Consider the following 20,526-nt stretch of genomic DNA (forward strand, 5'->3'; position numbering starts at 1 on the left):
CCTGGCTCAGGTAGTACTCAGGTGACCGCACATGACTGAATTACAGCTCGACGACTTCAAGACCGACGAAAACGCCGCCATGGTGTTGCTGGTGGACGATCAGGCCATGATCGGCGAAGCCGTGCGTCGCGGCCTGTCGAACGAAGAGAACATCGATTTCCACTTCTGCGCCGACCCGCACCAGGCCATCGCCCACGCGGTGCGTATCAAGCCGACGGTGATCCTGCAGGATCTGGTCATGCCCGGTCTTGATGGCCTGAGCCTGGTGCGCGAGTACCGCAATCACCCGGCGACCAAGGACATTCCGATCATCGTCCTGTCGACCAAGGAAGACCCGTTGATCAAGAGCGCGGCCTTTGCCGCCGGGGCCAACGATTATCTGGTCAAGCTGCCGGACAACATCGAACTGGTCGCGCGCATCCGCTATCACTCGCGCTCTTATATGACCCTATTGCAACGGGACGCGGCGTACCGCGCGTTGCGGGTCAGCCAGCAGCAACTGCTCGACACCAACCTGGTGCTGCAACGCCTGATGAACTCCGATGGCCTGACCGGGTTGTCGAACCGCCGGCACTTCGACGAATACATGGAGCTGGAGTGGCGCCGCGCTCTGCGTGAGCAGAGCCAGATGTCGTTGTTGATGATCGACGTGGATTACTTCAAGACCTACAACGACACCTTCGGCCACCTGGAAGGTGATGAAGCCCTGCGCAAGGTCGCCACCGCCATCCGTGAAGCCAGTGCCCGGCCTTCCGACCTGCCGGCCCGCTATGGCGGCGAAGAGTTCGCCCTGGTGCTGCCCAACACCTCCCAGGGCGGTGCACGATTGATGGCGGAAAAGCTGCGCATGACCGTGGCAGCCCTCAAGATCCCGCACATTTCGCCGAGCGAAGGGGCGAGCCTGACCATCAGCATCGGCCTGTCGACCATGACGCCGACAGCGGGCAGCAATTGCCGCGAATTGATCTCGGCGGCGGACAAGGGGCTGTATTCGGCGAAGAACAATGGGCGTAATCAGGTGGGGATCGGGTAAGCGCATCGAAACCTGTAGGAGCGAGCTTGCTCGCGATGGTCGTGAACGATAACGCATAGAGCAAGATGCCCAGCGGTGCTTTTGGCTTTTTCGCGAGCAAGCTCGCTCCTACAGTCCCTTTTCAGCCAAGCGGACTGCCGTTTCAAGCCGTTTCCCGGTATACTCGCCGGCTTTCAAAAGTTCGCCAACGAGTGCTGCCCGTCATGGAAATCAACCCGATCCTGAACACCATCAAGGACCTGTCCGAGCGCTCCGAAACTATTCGGGGGTATCTTTGACTACGATCAAAAGCATGAGCGTCTGACCGAAGTCAATCGCGAGCTTGAAGATCCGGCTGTCTGGAACAAACCTGAATACGCCCAGGAACTGGGCCGCGAGCGCGCTGCGCTGGCGCAGATCGTCGATACCCTGGACGAATTGAACACGGGTCTGGCCGATTGCCGCGACCTGCTGGACATGGCCGTTGAAGAAAACGACGAAGGCGCAGTGGGCGATGTCGTCGCCGAGCTGGCCCGTCTCGAGGAAAATCTGGCGAAGCTGGAATTCCGACGTATGTTCAGCCATGAAATGGACCCGAACAACGCCTATCTGGACATCCAGGCCGGTTCCGGCGGCACCGAAGCCCAGGACTGGGCCAACATCCTGTTGCGCATGTACTTGCGCTGGGCTGACAAACGCGGTTTCGACGCGACCATCATGGAGCTGTCTGCCGGTGAAGTCGCCGGGATCAAGGGCGCGACCGTGCACATCAAGGGCGAATACGCCTTTGGCTGGTTGCGGACCGAGATCGGCGTGCACCGTCTGGTGCGCAAGAGCCCGTTCGACTCCGGCAACCGTCGCCATACATCTTTCTCTGCGGTGTTCGTTTCCCCCGAGATCGATGACAAGGTGGAAATCGAGATCAACCCGGCAGACCTGCGGATCGACACCTATCGTTCCTCCGGTGCCGGTGGTCAGCACGTAAACACCACCGACTCGGCCGTACGTATCACCCACGTACCGACCAACACCGTGGTCAGCTGCCAGAACGAACGCTCCCAGCACGCCAACAAGGACACCGCCATGAAAATGCTGCGGGCCAAGTTGTACGAGCAGGAAATGCAGAAGCGCAACGCGGCGTCCCAGGCGCTGGAAGACACCAAGTCCGATATCGGCTGGGGTCATCAGATCCGTTCGTACGTGCTCGATGCCTCGCGCATCAAGGACCTGCGGACGAACATCGAACGCAGCGACTGCGACAAGGTGCTCGACGGCGACATCGACGAGTACCTGGAAGCCAGCCTGAAATCGGGCCTGTAACAGACGCCAACACAGGATCGACCGTTTCAGCTCGATCCCTGTAGGAGCCAGCCCTGCTGGCGATCCCCGGGCCGCAAGGTCCGGGGGCAACGAACCTGATGGAATATTTAAAGACATGAGCGACCTAGAACTCGACCCGCAAGCCCTGCAACAGGAAGAAAACTCCCTGATCGCCCTGCGCAAGGAAAAGCTTGCTGCCGAGCGCGCCAAGGGCAATGCCTTCCCGAACGACTTCCGCCGCGAAAACTACTGCGAACAACTGCAGAAACAGTATGCGGACAAGACCAAGGAAGAGCTGGCGGAGGCTGCGATCCCGGTCAAGGTTGCCGGTCGTATCATGCTCAACCGTGGCTCGTTCATGGTGATCCAGGACATGACCGGTCGCATCCAGGTCTATGTCAACCGCAAGACCCTGTCCGAAGAAACCCTGGCGGCGGTGAAAACCTGGGACATGGGCGACATCATTGCCGCCGAAGGCACCCTGGCCCGTTCCGGCAAGGGCGACCTGTACGTTGAAATGACCAGCGTGCGCCTGCTGACCAAATCCCTGCGCCCGCTGCCGGACAAGCACCACGGCCTGACCGACACCGAACAGCGCTACCGCCAGCGCTACGTTGACCTGATCGTCAACGAAGACGTGCGCCAGACGTTCCGCGTGCGTTCGCAAGTCATCGCCCACATCCGCAGCTTCCTGATGAAGCGTGACTTCCTGGAAGTGGAAACGCCGATGCTGCAGACCATTCCTGGCGGCGCGGCAGCCAAGCCGTTCGAAACCCACCACAACGCGCTGGACATGGAAATGTTCCTGCGTATCGCGCCGGAGCTGTACCTCAAGCGCCTGGTTGTCGGCGGCTTCGAGAAAGTGTTCGAGATCAACCGCAACTTCCGTAACGAAGGCGTTTCGACTCGTCACAACCCTGAATTCACCATGTTGGAGTTCTACCAGGCCTACGCCGACTACGAAGACAACATGGACCTGACCGAAGAACTGTTCCGCGAACTGGCGCAGTTGGTCCTGGGCAGCACCGACGTGCCGTACGGCGACAAGGTGTTCCACTTCGGCGAGCCGTTCGTGCGTCTGTCGGTGTTCGACTCGATCCTCAAGTACAACCCCGAGCTGACCGCCGATGACCTGAACGACATCGACAAGGCCCGTGCCATTGCCAAGAAGGCCGGCGCCAAGGTGCTGGGCTTCGAAGGCCTGGGCAAGCTGCAGGTGATGATTTTCGAAGAGCTGGTCGAGCACAAGCTGGAACAGCCGCACTTCATTACCCAGTACCCGTTCGAAGTGTCGCCGCTGGCCCGTCGCAACGACGACAACCCGAACGTCACCGACCGTTTCGAGCTGTTCATCGGTGGTCGTGAAATCGCCAACGCCTACTCCGAGTTGAACGACGCGGAAGACCAGGCCGAGCGCTTCATGGCCCAGGTGGCCGACAAGGACGCCGGCGACGACGAAGCCATGCACTACGACGCCGACTTCGTTCGTGCGCTGGAGTACGGCATGCCGCCAACGGCGGGTGAAGGCATCGGTATCGACCGTCTGGTGATGCTGCTGACCAACTCTCCGTCGATCCGCGACGTGATCCTGTTCCCGCACATGCGGCCGCAAGCGTAAGTGTTTCAAATAAAAAGCCGCCTTTGAGGCGGCTTTTTATTGCCTGTCTGGTACAAACGTATCAACTTGTTACTTTCATCTGAGAGGAAATACCTGTCGTGATTCGTGCAATAGCTCAAGAAGGTGCAGCGGGTGTCGCCACTGCGGTCGCTGAAAGTGTTCAGTACCAGGGTCGCAAGGCCAGCCGACAGGGCAGCGAACAGCGACGACAGGAAATCCTGGATGCCGCCATGCGCATTGTCGTGCGTGACGGCGTACGGGCTGTAAGGCACCGTGCGGTGGCCGCCGAGGCACAAGTGCCATTGTCGGCGACCACTTACTATTTCAAGGATATCGATGACCTGCTCACCGATACCTTCGCCCAATACGTGGAACGCAGTGCGGCGTACATGGGCAAGCTGTGGGTGAACAACGAGGGCCTGCTGCGCGAGATGATCGACAGTGGCGATGGCAGCCCGCAGGCGCGCTCGAAGCTGGCCGACGACATTGCACGGCTGATGACCGATTACGTTCACCGGCAACTGGTCAATCGCCGGGAGCATCTGATGGCCGAGCAGGCGTTTCGTCAGGAGGCATTGCTCAACCCACGCCTGGCCGAACTGGTGCGCTCGCATCAGCAAATCCTGTTGCAGGGCTCTTGCCAGCTGTTCCAGGTGCTAGGCTCGCGCGAACCGCATCAGGATGCCAAGGTGTTGACGGCGATTATCGGCCGGATGGAATATCAGGGCCTGCTCAACGTAGACGAGCCTGCCGCCGAAGAGGAAATGCTCGGCATCCTGACGCGCTACATGCACCTGGTGCTGGCGTCGGTGTAGTTCCTCCTGATTGGAGGCTACCCCTGTGGGAGCGAGCCTGCTCGCGAAAGCGGAGTGTCAGTCAACAGAGATGTTGAATGTCAGACCGTATTCGCGAGCAGGCTCGCTCCCACAGAAGGGCGGTGTCCACCTCAGGGCGACGTATGTTCATAGGGAGTATTGAATGAAAGCCTGGCGTGTCGTTGTGATCGCCTTGTCGTTCCTGCTGCTCAGTGGCTGTCTGGTGACCTTCAAGGAGCCGCTGCCCACGAGCGAGCCCGCGCCCAAAGGGTTGCTCGGCAGGTGGACCAGCACCAGCGCCTGGGGCGAGCCCGTCAATCTGGAGTTGACCCGCATCGGCGACAATCGCTACCAGGCCGTCAGCTACTTCAAGGCCAATCCCAAGGAGCGTGAAGCCTACCTCTTCACCGTGTCGCGTCATGGCAACCGTTGGTACCTGTCAGCGAAGGTGCCGGCGCAGTTCGGCGGGCATTTCATCATCGGCGGCTTCGAGCTGACCGACCAGCGTGAACTGGTGCTGTACAACCTCGACCTCGAACAGATCAACCAGGCGCTGAAGCAAAACGCCCTGAGCGGCGAAGCGTTTCAGACTGACGACGGTGCAGGCGTATTGATCGACAGCCACATGGATCAAGTCGCCGCCTACCTCGACGACCCGGCCAATTCCGATGTGTTTGTCGAAGCCGTACGCTACCAGCGTCTGGCCAAAGCCAAATAAGCAGCACCAACAGGTTTCTACAGGAGTTTCGCGTGGACGATTACCAACAGTCGATACGTATTTTGTCCGATCGCATCGTGCTGGCGCAGACGCCGATCCGCGTCCTCGATGCGGTCAAGTGGGATGACAACATTCGTAAAGGGTTCCTTAAGGCCAAGGGCAAGGAAATGCCGGCGGTGGACCGCGACTACTACCTCAACCGGCCGCTGGCGTTCGACTCCAGCAAAGTGAAGCTGGAATTCCAGAACATCGAGCGCGACATCACCCGCCAGCTCGGCCAGTTCAACCCGGTCGGCCAGATCATGCGCCGCATGTGCAAGGAATACCGCATGGTGGTGCGCATGCTTGAAGCGCGTGGCACCGAGGATTTCGGCCTGATTTCCCAGGAGTTGTACGGCGCTGCATCCGATGCATTCCATGCTGGCGACCCGACGCTGTCGGACCTGGGCATGATGTTGTCCGAATACCTGAACAACATCGACGGCCGTGGCGACCTGAAGGATGAACCGAAGACGCTGACGGCCAAGGACGCGGTGGACTTGTTGCAGCATCGCTTGAACAAGGTGTTTGGCGAGGCCGAGGAAACCATCCGTGTGTTCGAGTCCGACGGCATCGTCGCCGATGCGGCGGCGGGTGCCGACTACATCAAGATCCGCGCCGACGCGATGTTCAACGACCGCGACGTGCGGGCGCTGGAGGTCCACGAAGGGCTGGTGCACGTCGGCACCACCCTCAACGGCCTGAACCAGCCTATCTGCACCTTCCTCTCCAAGGGGCCGCCCTCGTCGACGGTGACCCAGGAAGGCCTGGCGATCCTGATGGAAATCATCACCTTCGCCTCGTACCCGAGCCGTCTGCGCAAACTGACCAACCGCACTCGCGCCATTCACATGGTGGAGGAGGGGGCCGACTTCCTGCAGGTGTTCGAGTTCTTCCGCGAGCAAGGCTTTGAAATGCCCGAGAGCTACAGCAACGCCAGTCGTGTTTTCCGCGGCTCGGTGCCGACAGGTCTGCCATTTACCAAAGACTTGTCCTACCTCAAGGGCTTCATCATGATTTACAACTACATTCAACTGGCTGTGCGTAAAGGCAAGCTGGAGCAGATACCGCTGTTGTTCTGCGGCAAAACTACGCTGGAAGACATGCGCACCTTGCGCCAGTTGGTGGACGAGGGCCTGGTGGTACCGCCCAAGTACCTGCCAGAACAGTTCCGCGACATGAACGCGCTGTCGGCGTGGATGTGCTTCTCCAACTTCCTCAACCACCTGAGCCTGGACCGGATCGAGGCGGATTACTCCAATATTTTGTGAGGCTGGAGTTATCTCCTGTGGGAGCCAGCCTGCTGGCGATAGCGATTGTGCATTCAACATTGATGTTGACTGATACACAGCTATCGCCAGCAGGCTGGCTCCCACAGTGTTCGGTGTTTCAACCTCATTTATTGCGAGGTTTCAACGGATGAGAATCCTCGGCATCCTCTGCCTTCTCCTGGCCTTGAACGGTTGCAGTTCGCTGTTGTTCTACCCCGAACCCGGCCAGTTGTTCACCCCGGAAAAAGCCGGGCTCGAATACCGCACAGTCACCTTGAACACCGCCGATGGCCTCAAGCTGAATGCCTGGTGGCTGCCGGCGAAGAAGGGTGTCGAGGTCAAAGGCACGGTGCTGCACCTGCACGGCAACGGCGGAAACCTGCCCATGCACCTCGGCGGCAGCTTTTGGTTGCCGAAAAATGGTTACCAGGTGTTGCTTGTGGACTATCGCGGTTATGGCCTGTCCGAAGGTGAACCGAGCCTGCCGGCGATCTATCAGGACATCGACGCGGCCTTCAAATGGCTCGACCAGGCGCCGGAGGTCAAAGGCAAGCCACTGATCCTTCTCGGCCAGAGCCTCGGTGGCTCGATGGCCGTACACTATCTGGTCCAGCACCCGGAACGGCAGAAACAACTGAAGGCTATTGTCCTCGACGGTGTGCCCGCCAGTTACCGAAGCATCGGTCAGTTTGCCTTGAGTACGTCATGGTTGACCTGGCCGGTGCAGGTGCCGTTGTCGTGGCTGGTGCCGGACGGCGACAGTGCGATCAACTCCATGGCGCAGCTCAAGGACGTGCCGAAACTGCTCTACCACAGCATCGACGATCCGATCGTGCCTCTTTCCAACGGCATCCGACTGTATCAAGCTGCGCCGCCGCCACGGGTGCTGCAACTGACCCGTGGCGGTCATGTGCAGACGTTCGCCGACCCGGTCTGGCGCAAGGTCATGTTGCGTTATCTTGATGATCCGCAGCATTTCAACGGCCTGCGCCGCCTGGGTGAGATCCCCAATTACCCGGCACCCCCGAATTCAGAAGATGAACCACCAGAGAGTCCGCAATGAGTGAAGAACGCAACGCCATCCCGCTGATCATCACCGGTATCTGCAGCATCCTCGGCACCGTCGGTGCCCTGTGGTGGTACGGTTACCTGCACTTCGCCAAGCCTGAGGATGCGTTGCTGCTCAACGAATTCACCATGCTCAAGACCGTGCCGGGTGAAGACTACAAAGTCTCCCTGCAACCGGCCGCCCAGGTGGCGCAGTGCATCGACGGCGTGCTGGTGCTGTTCGACATGGAACAGAAAGGCCTGACCGGCGTGCTGGTCGACAACAAGAAAAAAGCCGTGCGCTGCATGGGGCAGGAAACGCCGCAGAAGCTGGAGCAGTAACGCAATTTTCGCAGGCAACACAGAACCAATGTGGGAGCCAGCCTGCTGGCGATAGCGATTGTGCATTCAACATTGATGTTGACTGATACACAGCTATCGCCAGCTGGCTGGCTCCCACGGGGTTTTGTGTTGCGGCTGATTATTGGGTGTATGAACTCACCGCCGAACGCGGCATCACCGGCCGACTGTCATTGGAAATGGTCACCTCCACCCGACGGTTCATCGCCCGGCCCGAGGTGCTGCTGTTATCCGCCACCGGATACTCCTTGCCGTAGCCCTGGGCGACGATACGCGCCGGATCAACGCCCATCTTCACCAGTGCTGCACGCACGGAGCCCGCGCGACGCTCCGACAGCGACTGGTTGTGCGACGCCGTGCCGGTGCTGTCGGTATAGCCCTCGACGATCACTTTGCGCTCGGGGTTTTCCTGGAGGTACTGCGCCAGTTTGTTGATGTTCATCAGGCCGTTGGATTTCAGCTCGGCCTTGTCGGTGGCGAACAGCACATCCCCGAAAGTCACCAGCGTTCCGCGATCGGTCTGCCTGGCGTTGAGGCTGTCCTTCAACTGTTTGATCTGCTGATCGCGGGCGTCGAGGCGCGCCTGAGCCCGTTGTGCCGAGGCATCTTTCAGACTGGCCTCGGCGGTGCGCAGGGCAATGGTCTGCTTGGCCACTTCGACACGCTGGTTGGTCAGATAGGCAAGCTGGTCGACCTTGGCCGTGTCCTCCTTGTCCATGTAGGCCTTATCGGCCATGTTCAGATAGTCGCTGGCTTCCTTGGTTTCCAGGGCCGCGACCTTGGCCGATTGCGGGTCGGCTTGCAGGCCGCTGTAGTTGCTGCGGGCCTGTTCGAGGTTGGCGTTCGGTGGTGTGGAGCAGGCCGCCAGGGCTACGGTGACAGCCAGCAGGGCAGGGATCATCAGTTGTTTACGGTTCATGATTTCGTCCTTTTAGTCGAGTGGGAATGCGTGGCGCCGCGCCGCTTACTGAACGGTGCGCTGACTTTCCTGACGCATTTCCTGGACGCCTTTCTGAGCGTCCTTCACTGATTGTTCGGCCTTCATCGCCTGGGCCTTGCGCTCGGCCACGCGAGCGTCCCATTCGGCCTGTTCGGCGAGCATCCGGGCCTGGTCGTATTTCTTGTCGTGCATGGCTATTTCGGCTTGCTTGAGCTTGTCCTGGGCCGACTTCATTTCCACGGCGGCGAACTCGGTGCCGCCGGCGCTCACGGCGTCGTTGACGGCCGATTGGGTGACTGCGTACTGCTCGGTCGGCGGGTTACCGGCGCAGCCGGCCAGCACCAGGCTGCTGCCCAGGGCCAGCGCCGCCAGTTTGAGGCTTCGCGAACAGGTAAATGAGGACGTGCTGGTTCGGGTTTTCATGGTCTTCAACTCCATTGGGCCAGCTCCTGAAAAACGTCGAAATCCACCCTGGGCAAGGCGCTGAAACCATCAATTGAGGGGCGTTTTGAAACACTCGTCCCAGGCGTGGTTACTTGGGTTGACCCGAGGCTTTTTTTGAAAGTTCAGAGAAAATAGCCGGCTATCGAAAAACCTGGATCGAGTTGACAGCGCCCTTTAGGGCAGGAGAAGTGCGATTTTTTGAATTGGAATATGGACTAATGTGGGAGCGAGCCTGCTCGCGAAAGCGCCGTGTCAGTCAACATCAATTCCAACTGACAGCGCGCCTTCGCGAGCAGGCTCGCTCCCACAGGTTTTGCGGATGTTCAGTGCTTCTGTTTGTCGTCAGGTACCGACAAATCGTGCAGATGCCGACGAGACAGCGCCAGAAAGCGCGGGGTCGGCCCGATGTCTTCGTACAGCGGATCGCCTTCTTCATCGGTAGCGACCACGGTCGTGCCTTTGATGTACGGGAAGCTTCTTTCCAGTTCTTCCAGTGCGGCGCCGATCAGATCGCCGAGCAGTTCTTCGGGATGCCGCTTGGGGTACATCTCGACGAGCGCGGCCAGGCGTGCGGCAGACTCTACGTCCAGATGAATCGAGTAGCCGGTGTCGGTCAGGCGACCCTTGGCGTTTTCTTCCCAGTGGTGGGCAAGCTCGCGGATTTTCATATTGACCTCATTGCGCTCCCGCTCGTGGCGGGCAGAGTGAGTGTCCGGCACTGGCCGGTGACAACCGTTGTACGGCTTACCGTTCAAGACTAGCCTCAACAGGCAAGGTTTAAAGGCCCTTCGTCGTCTTGCTTGTAAGAACCTGTCTGGGGCGGCACTCTCTTGTTTCCTAGCCGCCCGGATTTTTTGCTGGAGACCTGCTGATGACCGATATTGATGCACGCTTGCGCGAGGACGTTCACCTGTTGGGTGAGCTGTTGGGCAACACCATTCGTGAGCAATATGGCGACGGTTTTCTCGACAAGATCGAGCAGATCCGCAAGGGCGCCAAGGCTGACCGACGGGGTTCCATGGACGCCGAACTCAGCGCCAGCCTCAATCAGCTGAGCGAAGACGAGTTGCTGCCGGTGGCTCGGGCGTTCAACCAGTTTCTCAACCTGGCCAACATCGCCGAGCAATATCAGTTGATTCACCGCCGCGAGGAATCCCAGGCGGCGCCGTTCGAAGCCCGGGTGCTGCCGGAGTTGCTCGCGCGCCTGCGCGCCGAGGGGCATGGTGCCGACGCGCTGGCCCGGCAACTGGGGCGGCTGGAGATCGAACTGGTACTTACGGCCCATCCCACCGAAGTTGCACGCCGCACACTGATCCAGAAGTACGACGCCATCGCCGCGCAACTGGCGGCTCAGGATCATCGTGACCTGACCAGCGCCGAGCGCGAGCAGATCAAGACCACCTTGCAACGCCTGATCGCCGAAGCCTGGCACACCGAGGAAATCCGCCGCACGCGCCCGACACCGGTGGACGAAGCCAAGTGGGGTTTCGCGGTGATCGAGCATTCGCTGTGGCAGGCCATTCCCAATTACCTGCGCAAGGCCGATCAGGCCCTGCACGCCGCTACCGGCCTGCGCCTGCCCCTTGAGGCGGCACCGATCCGCTTTGCCTCGTGGATGGGCGGCGACCGTGACGGCAACCCGAACGTGACGGCGGCGGTGACCCGAGAAGTCTTACTGTTGGCGCGCTGGATGGCGGCCGATTTGTACCTGCGCGATGTCGATCGCCTGGCCGCCGAGCTGTCGATGCAGCAGGCCAGCGATGAATTGAAGGCCAGGGCGGGAGACAGCGCCGAGCCCTACCGGGCTGTGCTCAAACATTTGCGCGAACGCCTGCGGGCAACGCGTAACTGGGCGCATGCCGCCTTGTCGACGGCAACGCCGGCACCCGCCGATGTACTGCAAGACAACCGTGAACTGCTCGAACCACTGGAGCTTTGCTACCACTCCTTGCACGAGTGCGGCATGGGCGTGATCGCCGACGGGCCGTTGCTCGATTGCCTGCGTCGGGCAGTGACATTCGGTCTGTTCCTGGTTCGTCTGGATGTACGCCAGGACTCGTCGCGGCACACCGCGGCGATGACCGAAATCACCGACTACCTCGGCCTGGGACGCTACGAGGACTGGAGCGAGGAAGAACGCATTGCCTTCCTGATGCGCGAATTGAGCAATCGCCGGCCCTTGTTGCCGACGTACTTCAAACCCTCCGCCGACACCGCCGAGGTGCTGGCAACCTGCCGGGAAATCGCCGCTGCGCCGTCGGCATCCCTCGGTTCCTATGTGATTTCCATGGCCGGTGCGGCTTCCGATGTGCTGGCCGTGCAGTTGTTGCTCAAAGAGTCCGGCGTGTTGCGACCGATGCGTGTGGTGCCGCTGTTCGAAACCCTGGCCGACCTCGACAACGCGGGGCCGGTGATCGAGAAGCTGCTGCTGTTGCCAGGTTATCGCTCGCGCCTGCAAGGGCCGCAGGAAGTGATGATCGGCTACTCCGACTCGGCCAAGGACGCCGGTACCACCGCGGCGGCCTGGGCGCAGTACCGGGCGCAAGAGCGATTGGTGGATATCTGCCGCGAACAACAAGTCGAGCTGCTGTTGTTCCACGGTCGCGGCGGCACCGTGGGGCGTGGTGGCGGTCCGGCTCACGCGGCGATCCTGTCGCAGCCACCGGGTTCGGTGGCGGGGCGTTTCCGTACCACCGAACAGGGGGAAATGATTCGATTCAAGTTCGGCCTGCCGGACATCGCCGAGCAAAACCTCAATCTGTACCTGGCCGCGGTGCTGGAGGCGACCTTGCTGCCTCCGCCACCACCTACGCCCGAGTGGCGCCATTTGATGGACGAACTGGCCGCGGACGGGGTCAGTGCCTATCGCGCCGTGGTGCGGGAAAATCCGCAGTTCGTGGAGTATTTCCGCCAGTCCACGCCGGAGCAGGAGCTCGGCCGTTTGCCACTGGGCAGTCGTCCGGCCAAGCGCCGGGCCGGGGGGATCGAAAGCCTGCGGGCGATTCCGTGGATCTTCGGCTGGACCCAGACGCGCCTGATGCTGCCGGCCTGGCTGGGTTGGGAAGCGGCCCTGAGCAAGGCACTGGAGCGTGGCGAAGGTGAGCTGCTGGGGCAGATGCGCGAGCAGTGGCCATTCTTCCGCACCCGCATCGACATGCTGGAAATGGTCCTGGCCAAGGCCGATGCCGACATTGCACAGTCCTACGATGAGCGTCTGGTGGAGCCGAATCTGTTGCCATTGGGTGCGCATTTACGCGACCTATTGTCGCAGGCATGCATCATTGTTCTCGGCCTGACCGGGCAGTCGCAGCTGCTGGCACATAGCCCCGCGACCCTTGAGTTCATCCGCTTGCGCAACACCTATCTCGACCCGCTTCATCTATTGCAGGCCGAGTTGCTGGCCCGTTCAAGAGTGCAGGACGTGGCGCAGGGCAGCCCGGTAGAACAGGCCTTGCTGGTGTCTGTGGCGGGTATTGCCGCCGGTTTGCGTAATACCGGCTAAGGTTTTTGCCGTGAGGTCAGGCATCCGGCGGGTGAGCCGGATGCCGCCGTATGACGGGTGTAAAAGTGCTGCCAGGCGACAGTTAATGATGGGGTTGCGACTTGGGGAACCGCGCGCAATGGTCGCAAGAGGTAGCGGTTTCTTCGACTTTCGGCGTCTTGTGTGGGCGCAGCCTGCTGTGTATCTTGATCAGCCTTTGACCGTTTGGGCGGTCACGACCCTATTTTTGAGATTGGCCCCACGAGGCGAATCTGACGTTATCCATATAAAAAATTGAGGAGCACATCGATGCGCGTCATTCTGCTGGGAGCTCCCGGGGCCGGTAAAGGTACTCAGGCTAAGTTCATCACCGAAAAATTCGGCATTCCGCAAATCTCCACCGGCGACATGTTGCGTGCAGCGGTCAAGGCCGGCACCGAGCTGGGCATCAAGGCCAAGGGCATCATGGATGCCGGTGGCCTGGTGTCCGATGACCTGATCATCGCACTGGTCAAGGACCGCATCGCCCAGTCCGACTGCGCCAACGGTTTCCTGTTCGATGGCTTCCCGCGCACCATTCCCCAGGCTGAAGCCCTGGTGACTGCCGGTGTTGAACTGGATGCCGTGGTTGAAATCGCCGTTGAAGACGAAGAAATCGTCCAGCGTATCGCCGGCCGTCGTGTTCACGAGGCCAGCGGTCGCGTGTACCACATCGTCTACAACCCGCCGAAAGTAGCCGGCCTTGACGACGTCACCGGTGAAGAGCTGGTACAGCGCAAGGACGACACCGAAGAAACCGTGCGTCATCGCCTGTCGGTCTACCACTCCCAGACCAAGCCGCTGGTGGAGTTCTACCAGACGCTGTCGGCTGCCAATGGCAAGCCGAAGTACAGCCACATCGAAGGCGTCGGTTCGGTTGAAGCGATCACCGCCAAGGTGCTTGCAGCCCTGAGCTGAAAAGTCTGATCCGCTGCATCATCCACGGCCCGCTTGCGGGCCGTAGTTGTTTATACTGACGCACTTTTTTCTGATCTCTCTTGTGGATACATCGATGAGCACCTTGCTGGCCCTGGACACCGCGACTGAAGCTTGCTCCGTTGCCTTGCTGCATGACGGCAAGGTCACGAGCCATTACGAGGTGATCCCGCGCCTGCACGCGCAGAAGCTGTTGCCGATGATCAAGCAACTGTTGGCCGATGCGGGTACCACGCTGCAAGCGGTCGACGCCATCGCGTTCGGCCGTGGCCCGGGCGCCTTCACCGGCGTGCGCATCGCCATCGGTGTGGTGCAAGGCCTGGCGTTTGCCCTGGAGCGCCCGGTGCTGCCGGTGTCGAACCTGGCCGTGCTGGCGCAACGTGCGTTGCGTGAACACGGCGCCACTCAGGTCGCCGCCGCCATCGATGCGCGCATGGATGAAGTGTATTGGGGTTGCTACCGCGAAACGGCCGGAGAGATGCGCCTGGTGGGTACTGAAGCGGTGCTGCCGCCGGAGTCCGCTGCATTGCCGATCGATGCCGGCGGTGAATGGTTCGGCGCAGGCACCGGTTGGGGTTATGGCGAGCGCATCGCTGTCAGCCTGAGCGGGCAGGACGCGGGCATGTTGCCCCACGCGCAAGACTTGCTGACTTTGGCGCGGTTTGCCTGGGAACGCGGCGAGGCAATCGTGGCCGATGAGGCGCAGCCGGTTTATCTGCGCGACAAGGTGGCGACGCCTAAAGCTCGATAGTATTCAGGGCCGAGTCGGTCCAATCGCGAGCAGGCTCGCTCCCACAGGGGGTTGCGCAGAACCTGTGGGAGCGAGCTTGCTCGCGATGCGATCTACCAGTTATAGCCAATCATCAGTTTCTAACCTCAGCTTTTAAACCTTTTGCCTTTTATGTGTTCTAGTTATCACTCGGCGGTTTGCGAAGTGGCTTTTGCGCCACTAAACTGCCATCACTGATTCCGAGTATGCACGTATGCGTATAGACGGCGTTTCCTCTCAGTCCTACCCCATCAAGCGCAAGCCTCGCAAAGGCCGCGTGGTGGAGGACGACGCCATTGATATCGAAGGCGAGCTGGAATTCCCGACTGAAGAGCAACTGGCTGCCCGCGCCGCCAAAGCCTCTGCGCAAAAACTGAGCAATCTCCCCGCCCGTCAGCAAGACATGATTTACCACCGTGCCATGAGCAAAAGCGTGGCGACAGCCCTGGCCAGCTACCTGAGCACCGCCGGTTTCGTCGATTGGGAAACGGATGTGCTGGGTCTCGACCTGTACATCTGATGTTGCTGCCGTATTACCTTGGTTGTCCGTCCTGGAGCGAAAACGCCTGGCGCGACTACCTGTATCCGCTGGACGCCAAACCCGCCGATTTTCTTGATCTCTATTCCCGGGTTTTCAATGCCGTGGAAGGCAACACGACCTTCTACGCGAGCCCGGCCGCCAGCACCGTGCAGCGTTGGGCCGAAACCATGCCCGAGCACTTTCGCTTCACCGCCAAGTTTCCCGGAGAGATCAGCCACGGTGGCGATCTGCGCGAGCAACTGACCGCCACCGAAACCTTCGTGCAATTGCTCAACCCGCTCGGCGAGCGAGTGTCGCCATTGTGGTTACAACTGTCGAAAAGCTTCACGCCCCAACGTTTGCCTGAGCTGGCCGGATTCATCGATGCCCTTCAGCGACCGCTGGCTGTGGAAGTGCGGCACGACGAGTTTTTCGCCAAGGGTGACAGCGAGCGAATGCTCAACCGCTTGCTGCTGGATCGCGGCGTCGAGCGCATCTGTCTCGATCCCCGTGCGCTGTTCAGTTGCACCTCGACCGAGCCCTCGGTGCTCCACGCCCAATCGAAGAAGCCCCGGGTGCCACCACGCCCTGCGGCATTCACGCAATTCCCGCAGGTGCGTTTTATCGGCCATCCAACGCTTGAGGCCAACGATGCGTTCCTGGAGCCGTGGGTCGAGAAAGTTGCGTTATGGATCGAAGAAGGTCGCACGCCGTATATCTTCCTGCACACGGCCGACAACCTACTGGCGGCGAAGCTGGCGCAGCGTTTTCACGCCCGGCTGATGCTGCGTTTGCCTGGCTTGCCGGCGCTGCCTGAGCTATACAGAGAACCCGTCGCCGAGCAGCTTGGCCTGCTCTGAGGCGAATTCTTTCCCCTCTTCAGGAGCCTGCCCAATGGATGCGCAAACCCTTCGAGCCCAGGCGTTCAAAGCCCTTCACGAACGCCCCGGGGCTTTTGTGATTCCTAATCCGTGGGATGCCGGTTCAGCGAAAATGCTCGCCAGCCTCGGCTTCGAGGCGCTGGCGACCACCAGTGCCGGTTACGCCTTTTCCCAGGGTCGTGCCGATGGCGGATTGACCCTCGACGATACCCTGATGAATGTTCAGGCGATTGTCGCCGCCACCGACCTGCCGGTTGCCGTGGACCTGGAAAACGGCTTTGCCGACAACCCCGCCGACTGCGCGAAAAGTATCTTGCGCGCGGCAGAGGCCGGCGCCGTCGGTGGTTCGATCGAAGATGCCACCGGCCGCGAAGAAGGCCCGATCTATTGTTTCGAACACGCCGTGGCGCGCATCGAAGCCGCTGTGGCTGCCGCTCGCAGTCTGCCGTTCCACTTTACGTTGACTGCCCGGGCGGAAAACTTCCTGCACGGCAATCCCGATCTGGCCGACACCATCCGCCGTTTGCAGGCATTCGCCGAGGCCGGTGCCGATGTGCTCTACGCACCGGGTCTGCGCAGCGCCGAGGATGTGCTGGCGGTGGTGCGCGCCGTGGCGCCCAAACCTGTGAATGTGTTGATGTCGGGCGGCTTGAAGCTGACGGTCGCGCAGTTGGGTGAAATGGGCGTCAAACGCATCAGCGTCGGTTCGGCGCTGGCATTGGCGGCCTATGGCGAATTCTTCCGCGCCGCCGAAGAAATCCAGACGTCAGGCACGTTCGGTTTCACGTCCCGGTCGATGCCGTATCAGAAGGCCAATCAGTTTTTCAAAGGCTGAGGGAAGAGGGCGCGGCTGAGGATCAGGCGGCGATGCGCAGGTTCTGCAGGATGATCGGGCGCGCCCAGCCATTGTCGAAATCGAGTTGTTTTTGCTGCGCTACTAGTTCTTCTGGCGAGAATGGCGGGAACGGCTTGTCGAGCAGGTCGAGTTCGAATTCGGCGATGGGCAGGTGCAGCGGAAGCGGTTGCGGGGCAGGGCCGACGTCTGGCAGCGGCTGACCGGCGTTCAACACGATTGGGCGAACCCAGCCGCTTTCGAAGTCCTGCTGTTTTTGCTGGGCGACGATTTCGTCCGCCGGGAACGGTGGGAACGGCTTGTCGGCCAGGTCCATTTCGAATTCGGCAATCGGCAGGAACAGCGGCTCGGGCGGGCGGATTTCGTTGTCCTTCACGTCGCATTCGCGCTGGGACACGATGTGGGCCAGCAGGTCGCTGCCAACGGTGGGTTCAACCGGGCTTTCGAGGTCGACCGGTGGAAAGTTCAGCGATTGCGGCAGCACTTCACCCGACTGTTCGGCCAGCGCTCGGGCAAAGAAATCCTGCCAGATGTGGCTGACGCCGCTCAGTGCCTGGGTGTTTCGCAGGTTGTAGTCGCCGTAGGGCGAGATAAAACCTGTGATTGTGGGTTGAATGCCTGACATTTCTCTCGGTCGACGCTCAGCTCTGGCAAAATGCTCGATAGTTTTGTTATCGGCCGTTTTTGCCGATCATTAATTTTTTGAGCGTGTTTTCCGATGATTGATCAACCTGCGGTCTGCCGCATCCATGTCCAGGCCCTCGATGCGGCGTTCGAGCCACAAGCCGAGCAATGGGCCGAGCGCCTGGGCTTGCCAATGCAAGTGGCGGACGGCGAGTTTGCCTTGCAGGTGGGTGACATGGGCTTGCAACTGCAACAGCTGGGGCCGGATGCGCCGGGGCCGGTGCGGGTGGATTTCGTCGAGGGTGGTGCGGCCCATCGCCGGTTGTATGGTGGTGGCAGCGGACAGATGATCGCCAAGGCCGTTGGCGTCGCCCAAGGTGTGCGCCCGCGGGTACTGGACGCCACGGCGGGGCTGGGCAAGGACGCGTTCGTGCTGGCCAGCCTCGGTTGCGAGATGAGCCTGATCGAGCGTCAGCCGCTGATCGGTGCCTTGCTGGAAGACGGCCTGGCCCGTGGCGCGGAAGATTTCGACGTGGCGCCGATCGTGGCGCGCATGCGCTTGCTCAAGGGCAATTCGATCGAGGTCATGCGCAACTGGGAGGGCGAGCCGCCCCAGGTGATCTACCTTGACCCGATGTTCCCGCATCGCGAGAAAACCGCGCTGGTGAAGAAGGAAATGCGCCTGTTCCGGCCATTGGTGGGCGATGACCCGGATGCGCCGGCATTGCTCGAAGCCGCCTTGGCCCTGGCCAGCCACCGGGTGGTGGTCAAGCGTCCGCGCAAGGCGCCGTGCATCGAAGGGCCGAAGCCGAGCCATGCGCTCGATGGCAAGTCCAGTCGGTATGACATCTATCCGAAGAAGGCGCTCAAGCCTTAAGACCGAGTCGCACCCATCGCGAGCAGGCTCGCTCCTACAGGGGATTTGTGGTGTTGCATGGAACCACTGTAGGAGCGAGCCTGCTCGCGATGGTGTCATCACATCCACTACAAATCTTTCAGGCTCATTCCGGCCGATAAGCCCGCATAAACAACCCCACCACTTCCTGCACATGACTCTCGGCGGCCTCGTCGTCCAACGGCTCGCCACAGCCGAAGAGCAGCCGGAAATTCGCTGCGCCCTTGAGCAGGCAGAAGAAGTGTTCTGCTGCATTGTGCGGTTTGTCGATGCTCAATGCGCCGCTTTCGTTGACCTTGCTCAACAAGCGTTCCATGCCGTGCAGCATGCGCTGAGGCCCGGCCTCGAAGAAGATCAGTGAGAGTTTCGGGTCCTGACTGCCCAAGGCCATGATCAAACGGTGCAGGTTCAGCGATTCATCACTGTTGATCAGGTGATGAAAACCGCGCGCGATGTTCAGCAGCACGGTTTCCACGGCCACGCCTTCCGGCAGTTCGAAGAACAGCGTTGGCAACTGCTCCTCGCACTTGGCCATCACCGCGGCAGAGAACAGCGTCTCCTTGTCGTTGAAGTGGCTATAGACCGTCAGCTTCGACACACCGGCCTCGGCTGCGACGGCATCCATGCTGGTATTGGCATAACCCTTACTCAGAAACAGCGCTTTAGCCGCATCGAGAATCGCCTGGCGCTTGACCATGTCTTTGGGTCTGCCTGGGCCATTGGGTGCTGAAAGATTGTTTGGCATATTCTTTTTTATTACTGGACTGGTGAGTTTGCTATTAATAACATACTGCTCAGTATAATTATTTAAAGCACCATTAGCGAAAGGTCCTTCACCATGTTCCGCTATGCCTTGCCCCTCGCGTTGCCAGTCACCCTGGCTTTTTTATTGTCTGCGTGTGGTCACGAAGAGGCACCGCAAGTCAGCGTGCGCCCGGCCATGGTGGTTCAGCCAGAGCCTTCGGCGCAGGCCATGGAAAGCTATCCCGGCGAAGTTCGCGCGCGGTATGAGCCGGACCTGGCGTTCCGTATCGGCGGCAAAGTCAGCCGACGACTGGTCGAGGAAGGGCAGCGGGTCAAGGCCGATCAACCTTTGGCGGAGCTCGACCCCCAAGACGTGCGCCTGCAATTGGAGGCCACCAGAGCTCAGGTCGCCGCCGCCGAAGCCAATCTGAACCTGGTACGTTCCGAGCGTGATCGCTACAAGACCTTGATGGAGCGCCAACTGGTCAGCCGCTCGCAGTACGACAACGCCGAAAACCTCTACCGCTCCGGCGAAGCGCGCCTCAAGCAAATCAAAGCCGAATTCAACGTTTCCAATAACCAGGCCAGTTACGCCGTGTTGCGTGCGCCGCAGGATGGCGTCGTCGCCAAGCGTCTGGTGGAAGTCGGGCAAGTGGTGGCCTCCGGGCAAACGGTGTTCACCCTGGCAACCGATGGTGAGCGTGAAGTCTTGATCAGCCTGCCGGAGCAGAACTTCGGTCGCTTCAAGGTCGGTGAGCCGGTGTCGGTGGAACTCTGGACCCAACCCGATCAGCGATTCGAAGGTCGTATCCGTGAACTGTCACCGTCGGCTGATCCAAAATCACGTACCTTCGCGGCCCGCATTGCCTTCAGTTCCGGCAAGGTTCCTGTCGAACTGGGCCAGAGCGCCCGGGTGTTCGTGCAGGCCGCCGACGTCGTTCCTCTGTCCGTTCCTCTGTCTGCGCTGACGGCGGAAAACGGCGTGACCTATGTCTGGGTCGTCAGCGCCAACAACACCTTGAAAAAGGCCCCGGTGCGGGTCGGTGCCTTCGGTGAGAAAACCGTACCGGTGCTTGAAGGGCTCAACGCCAGCGACTGGGTGGTGGCCGCCGGTGTCCATGTGCTTCTCGAAGGGCAGCAGGTACGCCCGGTGGATCGCTCCAATCGCGTGGTCAATCTGGCGGACAAGGAGTAAGCCCC

21 protein-coding genes are annotated in these 20,526 nt (G+C 60.5%); 16 read left to right on the forward strand and 5 right to left on the reverse strand.

Translation table 11 applies throughout. The features are described from left to right. The first annotated feature begins 31 nt into the window (after nt 1-31). The 8 genes from BSF44_RS08570 to BSF44_RS08605 all read left to right on the forward strand — a co-directional run bounded on the left by BSF44_RS08570 (nt 32) and on the right by BSF44_RS08605 (nt 8,182). Complete coding sequence (locus tag BSF44_RS08570; protein ID WP_095943131.1) at nt 32-1,033, forward strand: PleD family two-component system response regulator; 1,002 nt, start codon at nt 32-34, stop codon at nt 1,031-1,033. Between the two features lie 203 nt (nt 1,034-1,236). Further along, a protein-coding gene (gene prfB, locus BSF44_RS08575; protein ID WP_095943132.1) for a peptide chain release factor 2 occupies nt 1,237-2,332 on the forward strand; the annotation gives its coding sequence in 2 pieces (ribosomal slippage) (nt 1,237-1,308 and nt 1,310-2,332; 1,095 coding nt in all). Nucleotides 2,333-2,447: 115 nt separating this feature from the next. Then, nucleotides 2,448-3,950: a lysine--tRNA ligase gene (gene lysS, locus BSF44_RS08580; RefSeq protein WP_056721048.1), complete on the forward strand. Its 1,503-nt coding sequence runs from the start codon at nt 2,448-2,450 to the stop codon at nt 3,948-3,950. 98 nt (nt 3,951-4,048) lie between these two features. Beyond that, entirely contained in the window at nt 4,049-4,765 is a 717-nt protein-coding gene (locus BSF44_RS08585; protein ID WP_056721047.1) for a TetR/AcrR family transcriptional regulator, read from the forward strand. 163 nt (nt 4,766-4,928) lie between these two features. Beyond that, a complete protein-coding gene (locus BSF44_RS08590; protein ID WP_095943133.1) occupies nt 4,929-5,483 on the forward strand; it encodes a hypothetical protein in 555 nt (184 codons plus the stop codon). A 32-nt stretch (nt 5,484-5,515) separates the two neighbouring features. Continuing rightward, a complete protein-coding gene (locus tag BSF44_RS08595; RefSeq protein WP_008051382.1) occupies nt 5,516-6,793 on the forward strand; it encodes a flavohemoglobin expression-modulating QEGLA motif protein in 1,278 nt (425 codons plus the stop codon). A gap of 148 nt (nt 6,794-6,941) precedes the next feature. Beyond that, nucleotides 6,942-7,856 (forward strand): alpha/beta hydrolase, encoded by a 915-nt coding sequence (locus BSF44_RS08600; protein ID WP_095943134.1) that lies wholly within the window; start codon nt 6,942-6,944, stop codon nt 7,854-7,856. Further along, nucleotides 7,853-8,182: a hypothetical protein gene (locus BSF44_RS08605; protein WP_095943135.1), complete on the forward strand. Its 330-nt coding sequence runs from the start codon at nt 7,853-7,855 to the stop codon at nt 8,180-8,182. Before BSF44_RS08600 ends, BSF44_RS08605 begins: the two co-directional genes overlap by 4 nt. A gap of 139 nt (nt 8,183-8,321) precedes the next feature. On the opposite strand, the gene BSF44_RS08610 is transcribed toward BSF44_RS08605, so the two are convergent. From BSF44_RS08610 to BSF44_RS08620, 3 genes are all read right to left on the reverse strand, one after another. Then, nucleotides 8,322-9,119 (reverse strand): OmpA family protein, encoded by a 798-nt coding sequence (locus BSF44_RS08610; RefSeq protein WP_095943136.1) that lies wholly within the window; start codon nt 9,117-9,119, stop codon nt 8,322-8,324. A 45-nt stretch (nt 9,120-9,164) separates the two neighbouring features. Further along, on the reverse strand, nt 9,165-9,578 hold the full coding sequence (locus BSF44_RS08615) for a DUF4398 domain-containing protein (RefSeq protein ID WP_095943137.1): 414 nt from the start codon (nt 9,576-9,578) through the stop codon (nt 9,165-9,167). Nucleotides 9,579-9,907: 329 nt separating this feature from the next. Further along, a complete protein-coding gene (locus tag BSF44_RS08620; protein WP_095943138.1) occupies nt 9,908-10,252 on the reverse strand; it encodes a pilin assembly protein in 345 nt (114 codons plus the stop codon). 203 nt (nt 10,253-10,455) lie between these two features. Here BSF44_RS08620 and ppc point away from each other — a divergent pair, with 203 nt between their 5' ends. The 6 genes from ppc (at nt 10,456) to BSF44_RS08650 (ending at nt 17,045) form a co-directional block, all read left to right on the forward strand. Next, on the forward strand, nt 10,456-13,086 hold the full coding sequence (ppc, locus tag BSF44_RS08625) for a phosphoenolpyruvate carboxylase (protein ID WP_095943139.1): 2,631 nt from the start codon (nt 10,456-10,458) through the stop codon (nt 13,084-13,086). 288 nt (nt 13,087-13,374) lie between these two features. Next, nucleotides 13,375-14,022, forward strand: coding sequence for an adenylate kinase (gene adk / locus BSF44_RS08630; RefSeq protein WP_095943140.1), 648 nt, complete (start codon nt 13,375-13,377; stop codon nt 14,020-14,022). Nucleotides 14,023-14,116: 94 nt separating this feature from the next. Beyond that, the gene (gene tsaB, locus BSF44_RS08635; protein ID WP_095943141.1) at nt 14,117-14,791 is read left to right on the forward strand and encodes a tRNA (adenosine(37)-N6)-threonylcarbamoyltransferase complex dimerization subunit type 1 TsaB; all 675 of its coding nucleotides are present in this window, start codon (nt 14,117-14,119) and stop codon (nt 14,789-14,791) included. A gap of 232 nt (nt 14,792-15,023) precedes the next feature. After that, nucleotides 15,024-15,329 (forward strand): hypothetical protein, encoded by a 306-nt coding sequence (locus tag BSF44_RS08640; protein ID WP_095943142.1) that lies wholly within the window; start codon nt 15,024-15,026, stop codon nt 15,327-15,329. Further along, nucleotides 15,329-16,189: a DUF72 domain-containing protein gene (locus BSF44_RS08645; RefSeq protein ID WP_095943143.1), complete on the forward strand. Its 861-nt coding sequence runs from the start codon at nt 15,329-15,331 to the stop codon at nt 16,187-16,189. Before BSF44_RS08640 ends, BSF44_RS08645 begins: the two co-directional genes overlap by 1 nt. Nucleotides 16,190-16,223: 34 nt before the next feature. Continuing rightward, a complete protein-coding gene (locus BSF44_RS08650; RefSeq protein ID WP_095943144.1) occupies nt 16,224-17,045 on the forward strand; it encodes an isocitrate lyase/phosphoenolpyruvate mutase family protein in 822 nt (273 codons plus the stop codon). A gap of 22 nt (nt 17,046-17,067) precedes the next feature. On the opposite strand, the gene BSF44_RS08655 is transcribed toward BSF44_RS08650, so the two are convergent. After that, on the reverse strand, nt 17,068-17,688 hold the full coding sequence (locus BSF44_RS08655; protein WP_095943145.1) for an energy transducer TonB: 621 nt from the start codon (nt 17,686-17,688) through the stop codon (nt 17,068-17,070). 93 nt (nt 17,689-17,781) lie between these two features. On the opposite strand from BSF44_RS08655, the gene BSF44_RS08660 reads away from it, so the two are divergent. Then, complete coding sequence (locus BSF44_RS08660) at nt 17,782-18,564, forward strand: class I SAM-dependent methyltransferase (RefSeq protein WP_095943146.1); 783 nt, start codon at nt 17,782-17,784, stop codon at nt 18,562-18,564. Nucleotides 18,565-18,688: 124 nt separating this feature from the next. Here BSF44_RS08660 and BSF44_RS08665 read toward each other — a convergent pair whose 3' ends face one another. Further along, nucleotides 18,689-19,327 (reverse strand): TetR/AcrR family transcriptional regulator, encoded by a 639-nt coding sequence (locus BSF44_RS08665; protein ID WP_095943147.1) that lies wholly within the window; start codon nt 19,325-19,327, stop codon nt 18,689-18,691. Between the two features lie 93 nt (nt 19,328-19,420). Here BSF44_RS08665 and BSF44_RS08670 point away from each other — a divergent pair, with 93 nt between their 5' ends. Then, nucleotides 19,421-20,521 carry an efflux RND transporter periplasmic adaptor subunit gene (locus BSF44_RS08670; protein WP_095943148.1) on the forward strand — a complete coding sequence of 367 codons (1,101 nt, stop codon included), beginning with the start codon at nt 19,421-19,423 and terminating at the stop codon, nt 20,519-20,521. Nucleotides 20,522-20,526 lie beyond the last annotated feature (5 nt).

Origin of the sequence: Pseudomonas sp. ACN8, assembly GCF_002303925.1 — a bacterium.
Lineage (GTDB): Bacteria > Pseudomonadota > Gammaproteobacteria > Pseudomonadales > Pseudomonadaceae > Aquipseudomonas.